Source organism: Roseitalea sp. (genome assembly GCF_984466335.1).
On the sequence record NZ_CFIFWG010000041.1, the window covers coordinates 1 to 15,048 of the forward strand.

Consider the following 15,048-nt stretch of genomic DNA (forward strand, 5'->3'; position numbering starts at 1 on the left):
ACGCTCCAGCTCCGCAAAAACACGATAGTTCCCACCATCGTGAAGACCGGCGAGCGCCGTTTCGAAATGCTGTTCGAAGTTCATCGCGGTTCCCCTTTTCAACGCATGGCCGGCGCGGCGTGCTCGTTGGCCCGGGCGCCTTTTTCCGGTTGACGATCCGGCGTGCGCGCAAGGCGCGGCCGCCGCTTGACAAAGCCGCCCCCGGAGCGGCCGGTCGCCCAGCCCCAAAGCGCGGCATCGCGCACGGGCAGGACGAGGAAGAGATGCTCGATCAGGCCGAGCAGGGCGAAGGTCGCCATCAGCGACCATCCCGTCGCCATGCCCGGCGTGAACGCGGTTGCGGCCATGAAGACGCACGCGGTGAAAAGGCCGGTGATGACCATGACCGAAACGATGAAGAACGGGTGCACCCGGTCGGTGCGGAAATAGCTGGTCAGATACGCCATGGGTTCGGGCAGGATCTCGCTGACCGCGTTCGGCGCGCCCAGAAAGACGTTGAACTTGGTCAGAAGCCGCATGATCCACATCAGCGCATAGATCGACCAGGCGAACGGATTGGCCGAACCGGCCAGAAGCACGACCAGAACGGCGCCGGTCGCGAACAGGGCCAGTTCATGGTCGCGCACGGCCGCCCAGGCGAGCCGGAAGCGCGGCGCGCCGTCGACGCCCGCCGGCAGCGGCGCGCGGCGCGGGCCGGTCACGTGACCGGTCAGGAACGTCACCTCGTGAAAGCCCCAGATGGCGAGCGCGGCGAAGAAGGCACCGTAGACGGCGGCGACCGACACGCTGTCGGCGGTGCCGAGCGCCAGGGCGAGGCCGGCCACGGCGAGCGCCGCCGCCGGCATCACGAGGTAGAGCGGATGGACCGCCGGGCGCCGCGCCGCCAGGATCACCGCGCCGGTGGCGAGCCACCAGGCGACCAGGGCGACCGCGAACGCTCCAAGGGCGAAATCCATCATGGCGCGCCTACCAGACCGGCTGTAGGCGGCTGGTCTGGGGGATCTCGTTGGAAATCCCCGGGACCATGTAGAGCCGGGCGAAGTTGAGCGCGGCGCGCAGGCCGTGCCAGCCTTTCCCGATCCGGCCCACCAGCCCGCCCCGGGCGTCGGCCCGCGCCATCGCCGCGTTGATCCGCACCATGCGGGCGAAACCGCGCCTGAGCGCGGGATTGTCGAGATCGAGCATGACCGGGAAGACCTGCCTGGAGATCTCCGTCGTCAGGCGGAACACCTTCCAGTCATATTCGTCGACGTCGACGCCCAGCGCCGCGTGGAAGGTGGGCCGCTGATGGTCGCGCACATGCATGGTCACGAACACCGCCAGAAGGAAGAACTTGATCCACAGCCGGTTGCGGCCTTCGAGCAGCCTGGGATCGGTGCGCATCAGAAGCGAGAACGCCTCGCCATGGCGGAACTCGTCGTTGCACCACTCCTCGAACCATTTGAAGATCGGGTGGAAGCGCTTGTCCGGGTTCTTTTCCAGATGCCGGAAGATCGTGATGTAGCGCGCGTAACCGATCTTCTCGGACAGGTAGGTGGCGTAGTAGATGAATTTGGGCCGGAAATAGGTGTACTTCTTGGCCTTGGCCAGAAAGCCCATATTGACGCCGATGTCGAACTCCTTGAGCGCGTCGTTGATGAAGCCGGCATGGCGGCTCTCATCGCGGCTCATATATCCGAACAGTTCGCAGATATCCTTGTTGGTGCCGCGCCGCTTCATCTCCTTGTAGAGCACGCAGCCGGAGAATTCGGCGGTCAGCGAGGAGACCAGAAAATCGATGAACTCCTTGCGCAGTTCCGGCGACAAGGCGTCAATGTCGATATTGTCCCAGTCGGCATTGCGCTTGAAGTGGCCCTTGTTGGGGTCCGAGCGCATCTCGTCGATCAGCGCGTCCCATTCGGCGCGCACCGGCGCAACATCGATCCTGTCCATCTCGTCGAAGTCGGTCGTATAGAAACGAGGATTGAGCATCGTCGTTTCGGTCGCCATCTTCGTCGTCTCGCTCTGCGCTTGGAGCCGGGCGGCGGTCTTCATGGTCCCGCGGGGCGTTTTCACATGCGTGTTCATAGCGCGGCCTCCTCGGAGAAGCTGAATTCGCACAGCTCCATGAACTCGAAATCGCCCGTCGCCCGGGTCCAGGTCCGTTCGAGCGCGCTGGCGCGGGTTATGGTGGCGGTGCGCGCGAAAGTGGCGCACTCGCCGTAGGGCACGCTGACCGGCGCGCCGTGGACGAGCACCTCGTCGCCGGGCAGGACCGTCACGCCGCCGTCGAAGCGCACATGGGCGCCGAGCTGCTCGAACGTGTTGTTGATCTCGACCGTGCACGAGACATCTTCCCGCGTCCGGGCGATCATTGAGACAAGACTCATTTCCGTCCTCCATTGTGCGCCGCCACGCCGCTGGCCAGGGCCAGCGACTGGACGCGATTGAACGCATTCAGGCTGATGCGGTCGCCGGTCTCTATGTCCTCCAGGAAGACCGAGCCGCCGCCGATGCGCAGCACCGCGAAGATGCGGGTGCTTTCTTCTTCCGCCGGCCCGCGCATGCGTTCGAGCGAACGCAGCGCGCCGGCGAGAAACTGTTCCCGTGCCGGGGGATAGGACGCCACCACCTCTTTGGTCGAAGCGTCGAGAACGTGGATGGCGCCCTCGCCGTCGCGCGCAATGGCCACATGGCCGGCGGTGACGATCCGGTTGGCGCCGGTGTGAACGACACCCGCGCCCGTCAGCTTGGCGAAGGTGACAGTGGCAAGGGTGAAAACGACCAGGCTCGCGGCCATCAGGAGCGGCACCCACTTGACCTCGGTCCCGTGCACATGGCCGTGGCCATGATGATGGTGGTGGTGGCTGGCGCCGGTGTCGCTCATCGCCGTCTCCGATCCTCCTATTCGGCCGCCTGCGGCAATGGAACGGCAAGGCCCTCTATATCGGCCCGGGCGGCATCCCGGTCAGGGGCGTGCGTCCGCGCCATATGGGCGTGAAGCTGTGTCGCAAGAAGGCCGGCCACCGCGCCGACATCGGCGATGCCGATCATTTGCGGCTCGGTGCGGGCGACGCGGAAGCCCCGCACATGCGGCCAGAAGACCAGCCAGGCCAGCCGCACGCCGGGCTTGAACCGCAGGGCGATATCGCCGGACCCGTTGCCGCGCTCGCGCACGTCGACGGACTCGAACTCGGCGAAGGGCAGGTTGAAGGCCGTCGGCAGCGCCACGCCGAACTTCATCACAACGCGCCTGTTGGTGATCGTGTAGACGGTCGTGCGCCGGACGGCGCGCGCGTACCACGCGATGAGGCCGGCGACGGCCGCGCCTGCGCCGGCCATGATCACGAGCGACATGGCGATGTCGGCGGCCGCCCGCTCGAAGTAAAGGCCGGTCACGACGAGCCAGGCCAGCATGAGGCCGAAATAGCCGATCACCCAGCGCATCTTGAACGGGTGGCGGGCGATCGCGCCGGCATCGGGGCTGCCCTGCCAGACGATGTGCTCGCCGGCCGGCAGCGGCCCGGGCAGGCCGCCATGGGCCTTCTCGTCGAATTCGAGTGCGATCAACCCCCTCATATATAGGACTCCTGCCGCCACGGCGTCGCATAGAGCAGGCCCGCGCCGAAATAGGCCATCACCTTCTCCTCCTCCAGCAGCGTGATCTCGTCTTGCTTGGCGGTGCCCGGCACCATGGCGAACTGCGCGCCGGTGATGGCGTGCACGTAAAAGACCTTCTCCCGATCGCGCGGGGTCTTGACGACGCAGAAATTCATCGGCACCAGCGCCGACCGGGGCGCATCGCCGACCTCGGTCTTCACTTCGAGAAACCGGATCATGTGCTCCATCCGGTCGACCCAGACATCGCTCACGCGGCCGGCGACGATGCTGTCGCAACCGACGACGCGAACGCCGCGCGGATCGATGTCGCCCTCGGCGATCGAAAGCGTATCGTCGGTGCGCATCGGCACGATCTTCGGGCGGCCGTCATGGAGCCGGTCGGGGACATCGGCCCGCTCGGTCCAGGCGCCCGGCCCGATGCCGTCGAGCATCGGGTTTTCGGAAACGGGCCTCCAGGGCGTGCCCTCAAAGCCCATCCGTTCGCCTTTTATGTTCCCGGCCGCGGCGACCGGATCGCCCTTGCCGTTGGGCACCTGAACGCTGCCATGACCATGCGGCAGATGGAACGTCTTGGGCTCGGGCCTGAATATCCAGGACTGCTTGTCCTGATTGCCCGCATCGTCCTCCAGCGGAAAACCCTCGCGGCGGCTCTCGCGCTGAAGATAGACGACCAGTGCGATGAAGAAGACGACGAACACGTAGAACAGGATCAGTCCCACATCATATCCAGCCGTAAGGTCAACCATGGCGGTTCTCCTGGTTCATGGTCATCCGGGCAGTTCGGCAAGGCCGAACCGCTTGCGCCGTGCTTGCTCCGCAAGCGGTCCGCGGGCACGGCCCGCGAGCGGACCGAGCGCGGCAAGGCTTGCAAAGAGCAAAGCGATTTCAATATGATAAACAAACCCATAGCCGGCGGCCGGGGTCGTGAGCGCGCCGCCGAAAAGGCCCGCATCGACCGCCGCGTTGACGCCATCGCGGACAAAGCCGCCAAGCGCCAGCCCCAGGCCGACGGCCGTTGCCTGCACGGCGCCCCAGGCGCCGATGGCGATGCCGCTGTCGGTGGCATCGGAAACCTCCATGGCGGCCAGCATGGTGCACACGGCGAACAGGCCCCCGCCAAGGCCGATCAGCGCCGTGCCGAGGCGGAAAAGGGCGGGCGAATCGAGCGGTGCGGCAAAGACGACCGCCGAGAAGGCGACGATGCCGATCAGCGCGCCGATCGCGGCGAGACGGTATACGTCGCCGCCCCTGTCGAGCCAGCGGCCGGCGAACGCGAACCCGGCCAGCGTGCCCGCCGCCCAGATCGCCGTCAGCATGGTCGTCGCCGAGACCGAAAGGCCGAGCACCTCCCCGCCATAGGGCTCCAGCAGCACGTCCTGCATGGAAAAGCCGGCCGCGCCGAGCGCCACGGCGACCAGCAGCCGCACGGTGCGGTCGTCCTTGCAATAGCCGGTGAACGCCTCGCGGAAGGTCGGCACCGGCCGGTCGTGCCGGGTCAGCAGCGCGTTGCGCGGCTCCTGCTTCCAAAGCGCGATGCCGTTGACGATCAGCGTGAGGACGGCGGCCCCCTGGATCACGCGGATCAGCGTGATCGGGTCGAAATCGGTCAAAAGCCAGCCGAACACCAGCGCGCTGGCGATCATGCCGCCCAGCAGCATCACATAGGATAGCGCGACGACGCGGGGCCGGTTGTCGGGCGCGGCCAGATCGGTGGCCAGCGCAAGGCCGGCGGTCTGCACCATGTGCATGCCGATGCCGGTCAGAAGGAAGGCCAGGGCCGCGCCGGCCGGACCCGCCCATTGCGGCCCGACCGTCTGCGACTGCAACAAAAGGAGCGCGAACGGCATCAAGGCCAGACCGCCGAACTGCAACATCGAGCCGAGCCAGATATAGGGCACCCGCCGCCAGCCCAGGAACGATCTGTAGGTGTCGGACCGATAGCCGATCAGCACTCGGAACGGGGCGGCGAGCACCGGGATGGCGACCATCAGGGCGACGAGGCTGGTGGCGACGCCCAGTTCAACGATCATCACGCGGTTGAGCGTGCCCGTCAGCAGCACCATCGCCATGCCGACCGAGATCTGAAACAGGCTGAGCCGCATCAGGCGGCCGAGCGGCAGATCCTCGGTCGCAACGTCGGCGAACGGCAGCCAGCGCGGGCCGACATCGCGCCACATCGACCAGGCCGGGCGCTTCCCGCGCGGATGGAGCATGCCGCCAAGGGCCATCAGCGCGTCACCTCCATGGCCTGGGAGATGTAGAAGCCGCGCGCGACCCGGTGCGTCCGGCCGGCGCGCCAGCCGGCCATGTCGGCCCGGCCGAGCAGCAGCGCCGTCAGCCGCCGCGGCGCGACCGGCTCGATCCCCGGCGAACGGTCGCCACGGGGAAACAGACGGCCGGCCGCATGCATCGCCGCCAGCACCGGCGTGCGCGGCGCGACGGTGAAAACGAGCTTGCGGCGCGTGCGCCGGGCCAGCGCGGCAATGGCCGCGACCGCGTCCCCGGTGCGGTAGTGGATCAGCGAATCCATCGCGAAGACCGCATCGAAACGGCCGTGCGCCTCGTCCAGCATGTCGCCGGCCCCGAACGCCACGCGGCCGGCGAGCGGCGCGGCGCGCTCGATTGCGTTCAGGCGTTCACGGGCGAAGCCGATCATCTGCGCGGACAGGTCGACGGCCACCACATCGGCGCCGCGCCGCGCCAGCTCGAACGCGGCGACCCCCGATCCGCAGCCCGCGTCCAGCACGCGCCAGCCGCTCAGATCGCGGGGCAGGCACGACAGCATGGCCGCGCGCATCCGGTCCCTGCCCTCACGCACGGTCTGGCGGACGCGGCTGACCTTCTCGTCGGTGACGAGCTTCTTCCAGCCGTCCACGGCCGTGCGGTCGAAATAGACCTCAAGCTCGCCGCGCCGCCTGGCATAGGTGCCGCCATGGACGTCCGCCGCCGCCATCTCATTCGAACCCCAGGAAGTCGAAGATGTCGCGATCCTTCATCGGCTCGGCCTTGAGTTCGTCCGTGCCCGACCAGAGCTGCTCGGCCAGTTGGAGATATTCGTCCTGGATCGCCTTGATCTCCGGATGGTCGCCCATCTCGAACAGGGTCGCCTTCTTCAGGCGCGACTTGCGCACCTCGTCGCTGTCGGGGATGTGCGCCAGGCGCCTCAGGCCGATGGCGTCGTTGAAACGGTCGATCTGGTCGGTCTCGCGCGAGCGGTTGGCGATGACGCCGCCGATCCGCACGTCGTAGTTCTTGGACTTGGCCCTGATGGCGGCGACGATGCGGTTCATCGCGAAGATCGAATCGAAATCGTTCGCCGCCACGACCAGCGCCCGCTCGGCATGCTGGAGCGGCGAGGCGAACCCGCCGCAGACCACATCGCCGAGCACATCGAAGATCACCACATCGGTGTCTTCGAGCAGATGGTGCTCCTTCAAGAGCTTGACGGTCTGGCCGACCACATAGCCGCCGCAGCCCGTGCCGGCGGGCGGGCCGCCCGCCTCCACGCACTGCACGCCGTTATAGCCCTCGAACACGAAATCCTCGGGCCGCAGTTCCTCGGGGTGGAAATCGACTTCTTCCAGTATGTCGATCACCGTCGGGATCAGGCTCTTGGTCAGGGTGAAGGTGGAATCGTGCTTGGGGTCGCAGCCGATCTGCAACACGCGCTTGCCGATCATCGAAAACGCCACCGACAGGTTCGACGATGTCGTCGACTTGCCGATGCCGCCCTTGCCGTAGATGGCGAAGACCTTCGCGCCGTCGATTTCCATGGTCGGATCGAGATGCACCTGGACGCTGCCCTCGCCGTCCTCGCCCTTGCCTTGCTTGCCCTTGCCGTGCCTGCCCTTGCCGACGTCGACCGCCGGAACGGCCTTGCCGGCGGCCTTGGCCAGAAGGCGCGCCTGCCGCTCGGCGGTTTTCGGATGCGTATAGACGTTCATGCCGCCACTCCCACGTTAATGCCCTCGACGCGGTCCTCCAGTTCCTCGCTGGCCGCGCAAAGGGCCTCCCAAGTCTCGTTGTCGGGCTGCCAATAGGCCCGCTCGGTCGCCTCGATCAGCCGTCCGGCGAGCTTTGCGCTCGCCTTCGGATTGAGGTCGGCCAGGCGCTGGCGCATCCGCGCGTCCAGCACGAAGGTTTCGGCGATGTTCTCGTAGACCCAAGGCTGCACCCTGCCGGTGGTCGCCGACCAGCCCAGCGTGTTGGTCACCTGACTTTCGATCTGGCGCACGCCCTCATAGCCGTGGTCGAGCAGCGCCTCGTAGAATTTCGGGTTGAGGGTGCGGGTGCGGGTTTCGAGCGCCACCTGCTCGTCGAGCGTGCGCACCTTGCCCACGCCCGAGGTCTGGTCGCCCACATAGACCTGCGGCTCGCCCCCGCCGGCCTTCCTGATGGCGCGGCTGATCCCGCCGAGCGTGTCGAAATAATGGTCGACCGTCGTAATGCCCAGTTCGACCGATTCGATGTTCTGATAGGCCGCATCGACGTCCCTGAGGATCGTGCCGAGCATCTGGGCGCGCTGCACCGGCCGGCCGTCCCTGCCATAGGCGAAGCTCTTGCGCCGCGTATAGGTGTCGGCGATTTCGTCCTCCTCGTCCCAGGCGCCCGAATCGATCAGAAGGTTGACGTTCGAGCCATAGGCGCCGGCGGCGTTCGAGAAGACACGCAGCGCGGCGGTTTCCATGTCGCAGCCATGCCGTTCGGCGTAAGCCAGCGCATGGGCGCGCACCGGGTTCATGTCCGGCGGCTCGTCCGCCTGGGCGGCCTGCAATGCGGCATCGGCAAGCAGCCGGGTCTGAAGCGGCATCAGGTCGCGGAAGATGCCCGACAGGGTCATCACCACATCGATGCGCGGCCGGCCCAGCTCTTCCAGTGACAGCAAATCAGCCCCGGCCAAACGACCGAACCCGTCAAAGCGCGGCACCGCGCCGATCAGGGCCAGCGCCTGGGCGATCGGGGCGCCTTCCGATTTCAGATTGTCGGTGCCCCACAGGACCATGGCGACCGATCCGGGCGGCGCGCCGCCATTGTCGGCGGCAAAGCGCGCGATCAGGCGGTCGGCCTGCCTGCGGCCGTCCTGCACGGCATAGGCGCTAGGCAGCCGGAACGGATCGAACCCGTGCAGATTGCGGCCCGTGGGCACGATCGAGGGCGAGCGGACGACATCGCCGCCCGCAACGGGCCTTATATAGCCGCCGTCGAGCGCGTGCATCAGCGCAGGAAGCTCATGGTCGGAGCGCAGATCGTGATCGAGCCGGGCCAGCGTCCTGACCGCCTCCCCCGCCCGATCGCCGTCCTTACGATAGGCGTCGAGCGCGTCCTCGACGGTCATCGCGCCGATGCCGTGCTCGCCCATGGCCGTGTTGACCGCTTCGAGCAGGTCGCGGCGCTCATCGTCGGACACGGGCTCGCCCACCACGTGAAGCCCGTGCGGAATCAATGTCTCTTCAAATTCGGCCAAATCCCTGACGAGCCTCGGGATTTCCTCGATGCCGCCGGCGCTCCACCGTGCATCCTCGGCGACCAGATCGAGGGCCGCGGCCTGGGCCTGGATCGCCGTCGCCAGATCGTTGCGTTCGGTGACGGCCCGCGGGTCGAGCGCCCGCCAGCGATCGAGCGTCGATTTGAGGTCGGCCAGCCCCTTGTAGAGGCCGGCATTGGCGACGGGCGGCGTCAGGTGGCTGATCAGCGTCGCCGCCGACCGGCGCCGGGCGATCGCGCCCTCGGAGGGGTTGTTGGCCGCATAAAGGTAAAAGTTCGGCAGATCGCCGATCAGCCGGTCAGGCCAGCAATCGCCCGACAGGCCGGCATGCTTGCCGGGCATGAATTCGAGCGCGCCATGGGTGCCGAAATGCACGACGGCATCGGCGGCAAAATCCTCCTTCAGATAGCGATAGAAGGCGGCGAAGGCGTGCGTGGGCGCAAACCCCTTCTCGAACAGGAGCCGCATCGGGTCGCCCTCATAGCCGAAGGAGGGCTGCACCCCGACAAACACGTTGCCGAACCGGCGGCCCATCACGAAGATGTCGCGGCCGTCCGATTGCTGGCGGCCGGGCGCCGGGCCCCATTGCGCCTCGATCTCGGCAAGGTGCGGCTCGCGCCGCACATGGGTGTCGGCGTCGACCCTTGCGGCGACGTTCGCCGGCGTGCCGTGCCGGTCGGCATTGCCCTCCAGGATCATGGCGCGCAGCGCGTCGGCGCTCTCGGGCACCTCGACCGTATGGCCTTCGGCCTTCATGGCCTTGAGCGTGTTGTGCAGCGAGCGGAAGACCGAAAGATAGGCCGCAGTGCCGGTCGCCCCGCCATTGGGCGGAAAGTTGTAGATGACGAGCGCGACCCTGCGGTCGGCTCTCCCGCCGCGCCGCAGCGCGACGATCCTGGCGACCCGCGCCGCCAGCATCCGCGCCCGCTCGGGGCAGGGGCGCATGTCGCGGCCGCCTTTCCCGTCATCGGGTGCGTGGTCGCCGTCGCATCCGGGACGGGGACCCGAACCGTCATCGCGGCCGCCATAGAGGATGGGGCCGGTGGCGCCGTCTATCTCGGGCAGCGAGACCATGATGGTCGCCTCGACCGGCGTCAGCCCCTGCTCGCCGCGGCCCCAGGCTTGCAGGCTCTGGAACTCGCTGGCGAACGCCGAGATGTAGGGCACGTCGAGGCGGGCGAGCATGTCCTCGGCTGCCGCCGCGTCATTGTAGGCCGGCCCCCCGACCAGCGAGAAACCGGTCAGCGAAACCACGCCGTCGACGATCGCGCGCCCGTCCTTCATGAAGAATTTCTCGATCGCCGGGCGTGCGTCGAGCCCGGAGGCGAAGGCGGTGACGACCCCGAGCCCGCGCGCGGCAAGCGCCTCGATCACCCCCTCATAGTGGGCCGTGTTGTCGGCCAGAACGTAGGAGCGCATCACCAGCAGCCCGACCGTGCCGTTCTCGCCGCCCTTGCCGGCGACGCGCCCGTAGACGGCCGGATCGTCGGTCACCCGGCCGCGCAGCGCGCGATGGTAGAGGCCCACATCGGGGTAGATCGCCGGATCGGCCGGCTTGACGACGGCGCGCAGCACCGCGCGCGGGCCGGTGGCATAGCGCGCGATCAGGAAGCGGACGAGATTGGCGACATTGTCGTCCGAGCCGGCCAGCATGTATTGCATGGTCAGGAAATAGGCGCGCACGTCCTGCGCCTTGCCGGGAATGAACCTCAACAGCTTGGGGATCTGGCGCAAGAGCTTCATCTGCCCGGCGCCGGCCGACCCGGTTCCGGACCTCTTGCCGCGCAGCCGCTTCAGGAAACCGATCATCCCGCCGGTCGGGTTGGCCATGTTGAACGCGCCGAGCCTGGTGAGCTTGACGATCTCGGCCGCCGACAGCGTGCCGATGGTAGCGTCGTTGTTCTCGCGCGCCGCGATCAGCCACGGCTCGATGATTTTGATGTGCTCCTCAAGAAACACCATGTTGGCGATGACGAAATCGGCGGCGAGGACATCGGCGCGCGCGCGCTCCAGCGCGTTCTCGTCGGCCGCCCATTCGGTGACCGCGTGCAGCGTCAGCGACAGGCCGGGCAGTTCCTTGGCCAGGATCGCGCGGGCGCGCTCGACGGTCGACGCCATATGGCTGTCGAGGGTGACGATGGTGACCCGGACCGGGGTCGCGGACGGCGATGCGGCCGCCCGCTTCACCTCATCGGGCGAAATGGGCTTTTGCATCATAAAGGGTCTCGATGGTGATCGGGTTCACGCCCGCTTCGGTCGCGAAGATTTCGGTGTTCCGCCTGGCCTTGCCACGCACGAAGAACGGGACCTTCCTCAGTTCCCGCTCGGCGTCATCCGTCCATGAAAGGGACCCGAAGCTCGCCGCCTTGCCTTCGTTCGCCACAACATCCTGCGCATTATCATCAGGCGCGGTCCGGGCTTCGGGCGTCTGCATGCTCTCATAGGTTTGATGACCGTGCAAGGCCGCCAGGTGAGAAGCCTGCGCGTCATCGTTGAACTCGAAATCCTCCCGGAACATGCCCAGAAGATGCTCCTCCAGGCCCATCATCAGCGGATGGACGAAGGTGTCGAACAGCACGTTTGCGCCCTCGAACCCCATGAAGGGCGAATAGCGGGCCGGAAAGTCCTGCACATGGACGGGCGAGGAGATCACCGCGCAGGGGATGCGCAGCCTCTTTGCGCAGTGCCGCTCCATCTGCGTGCCGAGCACCAGTTCGGGGGCGGCGGCGATGATCGCGTCCTCGACGTCGAGGTGATCGTCGGTGATCAGCGCCTCGACATCGTACGCCTTGGCGGCGGCGCGCACGTCGCGGGCGAACTCGCGGCTGTAGCTGCCAAGGCCGCACACCCTGTAGCCCAGCTCCTCGGTGGCCACGCGCGCGGCGGCGATGGCGTGGGTGGCGTCGCCGAAGATGAAGACGCGCTTGCCGGTCAGATAGTTGGAATCGATCGAGCGCGAGTACCAGGACAGGCGCTCGTCGGCCGCCGCGATCACCGGTTCGGGATCGGCGCCGACCAGTGCGGCGACCTCGCGCACGAAGTCCTTCGTCGCGCCCACGCCGATCGGGACCGTTTCGACGATCGGCTGCTTGAAGGTGCGCTTGAGCCACTGCGCCGCCGCGCCCGACACTTCGGGATAAAGCGAGATGTTGAAGTCGGCATCGGGCAGGCGCGTCAGGTCGTGCGGCGTCGCGCCCATCGGCGCGGTCACGTTCACCGCGACGCCCAGCGCATCGAGGATCCGGCCTATTTCGACGATGTCGTCGCGGTGGCGGAAACCGAGCGCGGTCGGCCCGAGTATGTTGGCGCTCTTCGGCGCCCCTTCGGGCTTTTGGGCGGGCGTGCGCCCGCCGGCGAGACCGCGCACGAGCTGGAAGAAGGTCTCGGCGGCGCCCCAGTTCTCCTTCTTCTGGTAGGAGGGCAACTCCAGCGGGATCACGGGAACGTCCAGGCCCAGCGTCTTGGCGAGGCCGCCCGGATCGTCCTGGATCAGTTCGGCCGTGCACGAGGCGCCGACGATGATCGCCTGCGGGTCGAAACGCGCCACCGCGTCGCGGCAGGCCGTCTTGAAGATCTCGGCGGTGTCCGCGCCGAGATCGCGCGCCTGGAAGGTGGTGTAGGTGACGGGGGGGCGCTCCTTGCGCCGCTCGATCATGGTGAAAAGAAGGTCCGCATAGGTATCGCCCTGCGGCGCGTGCAGCACATAGTGCAGCCCCTTCATGCCGGTGGCGACGCGCATGGCGCCCACATGCGGCGGTCCCTCATAGGTCCAGACGGTCAACTGCATCTCAGACCTCCACCGCAAGCGCCTCGCGCCGGCCCACCGGGCGCGCGAACAGTTCGGCGAGGTCGCCGGCCTGCTCGTAGCCCTGGATCGGCGTGAAGGCGAACTCGATCGACCATTTGGTGGTCCGGCCCTCGGCCTCGAACGGGTTGCCAAGGCCCATGCCGCAGACGATCAGGTCCGGATCGTCGGCGCGGCAGCGGTCGATCTGCTTGTCGACATCCTGGCCTTCGGCGAGCCGCACGGTGGACGGCAGCAGCGCAAGGTCGGGCGCCATGTGCGCCTTGTTGAGGTAAGGGGTGCCCACCTCGACGATGTCCGCGCCCGCCTCGCGCGACAGGAAGCGGGCGAGCGAGGGCTCCATCTGGCTGTCGGGAAAGAAGAAGACGCGCCGGCCGGCGAGCCGGTCCAGATAGAGCGAGACGCCCTTTCTGGCGCGCTCGCGGCCGGGAGCGGTGACCGCCTCGAACCGTTCGCCGGGAACGCCGAAATGGTCGGCGGCGACCCTGAGCCAGGCGGTCGTGCCCTCCTCGCCCAGCGGGAACGGCGCGATCAGCACCCGGGCGCCCTTCTTTTCGAACGCCTTGGCGGTTTCGGTCAGATAGGGCTGGGCCATCAGGACGACCGTGCCCGGCCCGATGGACGGCACCGCCTCGGCGCGCCGCGCCGGCAGGAAATGCACATTGTCGATGCCGAGCCCGGCGAATATGCGCGTGAACTGGTCCTCGATCACGTCGGCCAGGCACCCGGCGACGACCAGTTGCGCGGGCGCGTCGGCGGCGGCGGGCGGCGCAGCGGCGACGACCGCGTTCAGGAAATTGTCCTCGCCCTGCGTGAAGGTGGTCTCGATGCCCGAGCCCGAATAGGACAGGACCCGCAGATCGGGCGCAAAGCGCGCGTTCAGCCGCATGGCGGCGCGCGGCAGATCGAGCTTGATGACCTCCGAGGGGCACGACCCGACAAGCACCAGCATGCGGATGTCGGGCCGCCGGGTGATCAGCCGGGCGACGACCTTGTCGAGTTCATCGTTCATGTCGGCCATGCCCGACAGATCGCGGTCGTCGATGATCGCGGTTCCGAACCGCGGCTCGGAGAAGATCATCACCCCGGCGGCCGACTGCATGAGGTGGGCGCAGGTGCGCGAGCCGACGATCAGGAAGAAGGCGTCCTGCACCTTGCGGTGGAGCCAGATGATCGATGTCAGCCCGCAGAAGACCTCGTGCTGGCCGCGCTGGCGGATCGGCGCGACATCGGTGCACCCGCGCCCGCCGGCTTCGCGCGCTTCGGCGGCGGCGACATGGGGCGGCACATGGCGGTTCATGGCACCGCCTCCAGCCCGAACACGGCGGACCCTTGCGCGGCGCGGGGGTCGGACACACGCGCCATCCGCAGCTTCCGCAGAAACTGGCCGGCATTGACGACATAGGCCGCATAGGCGGCCAGCGCGAGCGCCATCAGCGAGGCGGGGGCCATAAGAGCGCCGAACGTGGCGGCCAGATAGGCGGTATGCAGCGCCAGCACCGCCATCGAGAACACGTCTTCCCAGAAGAACGGCCCGGCGAACAGGTACCGGCCGAACACGACCTTCTCCCAGAGCGCGCCGGTGACCATGATCGTATAGAGGACGAGCGTCTTGACGATGATGGACAGATCGGCGGCCCAAAGGCCCTCCCCCGTCCACAGATAGCGCATGATCAGCCCCAGGCTGACCAGGAACACCAGGAACTGGACCGGCGCCAGAACGCCCTGGACGAGCGTCCAGCGCGTATTGTCGCGACGCACGCGCTGCTCGGGCGTATACAGTTTGGATCCAATGGCTTTTCGGGCCTTGCGCGTCATCATCGCTGCGCCTTGACGGCACCCTCCCGTGACCGTGGACGAAATCTAAACCGGGCGCGAAACGAGTGTCAACTTTAATTGACGTTTATTTTTATTTACAATCGACGCGCACTGTTCCATCCTTTGCGCGTCGGGGCTGGTCGCCCGAGCGCAAAGCCCGGGTTCCGGCCAATGAGCCGGTCGCCGTCCCTGGCACGCTCCGAGGGTCCGCTGCTTTGCGGGCGGGTTCGCAGTGCGCGATCGGGAACGCGCCATGCGCGTTAAATGCCATGACAGACGACACCAGGGCTATGGATGGGACGGTTGCCGGCCTGGCGTCGGAGGGTCGCGATGCGCGCGT

Annotated in this window: 13 protein-coding genes; all 13 read right to left on the minus strand. The window is 67.4% G+C overall.

Annotated elements, in window-relative coordinates; all coding sequences use genetic code 11:
* Positions 1–98 precede the first annotated feature (98 nt).
* From puhE to bchF, 13 genes are read right to left on the minus strand one after another with little or no spacing between them, the layout of a single operon-like run.
* Complete coding sequence (gene puhE / locus AC5E6L_RS05720) at positions 99–959, minus strand: putative photosynthetic complex assembly protein PuhE (RefSeq protein ID WP_491771869.1); 861 nt, start codon at positions 957–959, stop codon at positions 99–101.
* Positions 960–966: 7 nt separating this feature from the next.
* Positions 967–2,067, minus strand: coding sequence for a magnesium-protoporphyrin IX monomethyl ester (oxidative) cyclase (gene acsF / locus AC5E6L_RS05725; RefSeq protein ID WP_491771871.1), 1,101 nt, complete (start codon positions 2,065–2,067; stop codon positions 967–969).
* Complete coding sequence (locus tag AC5E6L_RS05730; protein WP_491771873.1) at positions 2,064–2,369, minus strand: hypothetical protein; 306 nt, start codon at positions 2,367–2,369, stop codon at positions 2,064–2,066. The genes acsF and AC5E6L_RS05730 overlap by 4 nt, the downstream gene beginning before the upstream one ends.
* Entirely contained in the window at positions 2,366–2,866 is a 501-nt protein-coding gene (puhC, locus tag AC5E6L_RS05735) for a photosynthetic complex assembly protein PuhC (protein WP_491771875.1), read from the minus strand. Before puhC ends, AC5E6L_RS05730 begins: the two co-directional genes overlap by 4 nt.
* Before the next feature lie 17 nt (positions 2,867–2,883).
* On the minus strand, positions 2,884–3,558 hold the full coding sequence (gene puhB / locus AC5E6L_RS05740) for a photosynthetic complex putative assembly protein PuhB (protein WP_491771877.1): 675 nt from the start codon (positions 3,556–3,558) through the stop codon (positions 2,884–2,886).
* Complete coding sequence (gene puhA / locus AC5E6L_RS05745; protein ID WP_491229440.1) at positions 3,555–4,346, minus strand: photosynthetic reaction center subunit H; 792 nt, start codon at positions 4,344–4,346, stop codon at positions 3,555–3,557. The genes puhB and puhA overlap by 4 nt, the downstream gene beginning before the upstream one ends.
* A 21-nt stretch (positions 4,347–4,367) precedes the next feature.
* Complete coding sequence (locus AC5E6L_RS05750; protein WP_491229439.1) at positions 4,368–5,828, minus strand: BCD family MFS transporter; 1,461 nt, start codon at positions 5,826–5,828, stop codon at positions 4,368–4,370.
* Positions 5,828–6,553, minus strand: a complete 726-nt coding sequence (gene bchM / locus AC5E6L_RS05755; protein ID WP_491229438.1) for a magnesium protoporphyrin IX methyltransferase — start codon at positions 6,551–6,553, stop codon at positions 5,828–5,830. The genes AC5E6L_RS05750 and bchM overlap by 1 nt, the downstream gene beginning before the upstream one ends.
* Before the next feature lies 1 nt (position 6,554).
* The gene (gene bchL, locus AC5E6L_RS05760; RefSeq protein WP_491229437.1) at positions 6,555–7,544 is read right to left on the minus strand and encodes a ferredoxin:protochlorophyllide reductase (ATP-dependent) iron-sulfur ATP-binding protein; all 990 of its coding nucleotides are present in this window, start codon (positions 7,542–7,544) and stop codon (positions 6,555–6,557) included.
* Positions 7,541–11,299: a magnesium chelatase subunit H gene (locus AC5E6L_RS05765; RefSeq protein ID WP_491771895.1), complete on the minus strand. Its 3,759-nt coding sequence runs from the start codon at positions 11,297–11,299 to the stop codon at positions 7,541–7,543. Before AC5E6L_RS05765 ends, bchL begins: the two co-directional genes overlap by 4 nt.
* Positions 11,274–12,872, minus strand: coding sequence for a ferredoxin:protochlorophyllide reductase (ATP-dependent) subunit B (bchB, locus tag AC5E6L_RS05770; RefSeq protein ID WP_491771880.1), 1,599 nt, complete (start codon positions 12,870–12,872; stop codon positions 11,274–11,276). Before bchB ends, AC5E6L_RS05765 begins: the two co-directional genes overlap by 26 nt.
* Before the next feature lies 1 nt (position 12,873).
* A complete protein-coding gene (locus tag AC5E6L_RS05775) occupies positions 12,874–14,190 on the minus strand; it encodes a ferredoxin:protochlorophyllide reductase (ATP-dependent) subunit N (RefSeq protein WP_491771882.1) in 1,317 nt (438 codons plus the stop codon).
* Positions 14,187–14,711 carry a 2-vinyl bacteriochlorophyllide hydratase gene (gene bchF, locus AC5E6L_RS05780; RefSeq protein ID WP_491771884.1) on the minus strand — a complete coding sequence of 175 codons (525 nt, stop codon included), beginning with the start codon at positions 14,709–14,711 and terminating at the stop codon, positions 14,187–14,189. Before bchF ends, AC5E6L_RS05775 begins: the two co-directional genes overlap by 4 nt.
* Positions 14,712–15,048 lie beyond the last annotated feature (337 nt).

What these genes read in the sequence shown, in the direction of transcription:
- AC5E6L_RS05730 (WP_491771873.1), bottom strand. Translation starts at nt 2,369, where the DNA reads ATGAGTCTTGTCTCAATGATCGCCCGGACGCGGGAAGATGTCTCGTGC.
- puhB (WP_491771877.1), bottom strand. Translation starts at nt 3,558, where the DNA reads ATGAGGGGGTTGATCGCACTCGAATTCGACGAGAAGGCCCATGGCGGC.
- bchM (WP_491229438.1), bottom strand. Translation starts at nt 6,553, where the DNA reads ATGGCGGCGGCGGACGTCCATGGCGGCACCTATGCCAGGCGGCGCGGC.
- acsF (WP_491771871.1), bottom strand. Translation starts at nt 2,067, where the DNA reads ATGAACACGCATGTGAAAACGCCCCGCGGGACCATGAAGACCGCCGCC.
- bchL (WP_491229437.1), bottom strand. Translation starts at nt 7,544, where the DNA reads ATGAACGTCTATACGCATCCGAAAACCGCCGAGCGGCAGGCGCGCCTT.
- bchF (WP_491771884.1), bottom strand. Translation starts at nt 14,711, where the DNA reads ATGATGACGCGCAAGGCCCGAAAAGCCATTGGATCCAAACTGTATACG.
- AC5E6L_RS05775 (WP_491771882.1), bottom strand. Translation starts at nt 14,190, where the DNA reads ATGAACCGCCATGTGCCGCCCCATGTCGCCGCCGCCGAAGCGCGCGAA.
- AC5E6L_RS05765 (WP_491771895.1), bottom strand. Translation starts at nt 11,299, where the DNA reads ATGCAAAAGCCCATTTCGCCCGATGAGGTGAAGCGGGCGGCCGCATCG.
- puhA (WP_491229440.1), bottom strand. Translation starts at nt 4,346, where the DNA reads ATGGTTGACCTTACGGCTGGATATGATGTGGGACTGATCCTGTTCTAC.
- AC5E6L_RS05750 (WP_491229439.1), bottom strand. Translation starts at nt 5,828, where the DNA reads ATGGCCCTTGGCGGCATGCTCCATCCGCGCGGGAAGCGCCCGGCCTGG.
- puhE (WP_491771869.1), bottom strand. Translation starts at nt 959, where the DNA reads ATGATGGATTTCGCCCTTGGAGCGTTCGCGGTCGCCCTGGTCGCCTGG.
- puhC (WP_491771875.1), bottom strand. Translation starts at nt 2,866, where the DNA reads ATGAGCGACACCGGCGCCAGCCACCACCACCATCATCATGGCCACGGC.
- bchB (WP_491771880.1), bottom strand. Translation starts at nt 12,872, where the DNA reads ATGCAGTTGACCGTCTGGACCTATGAGGGACCGCCGCATGTGGGCGCC.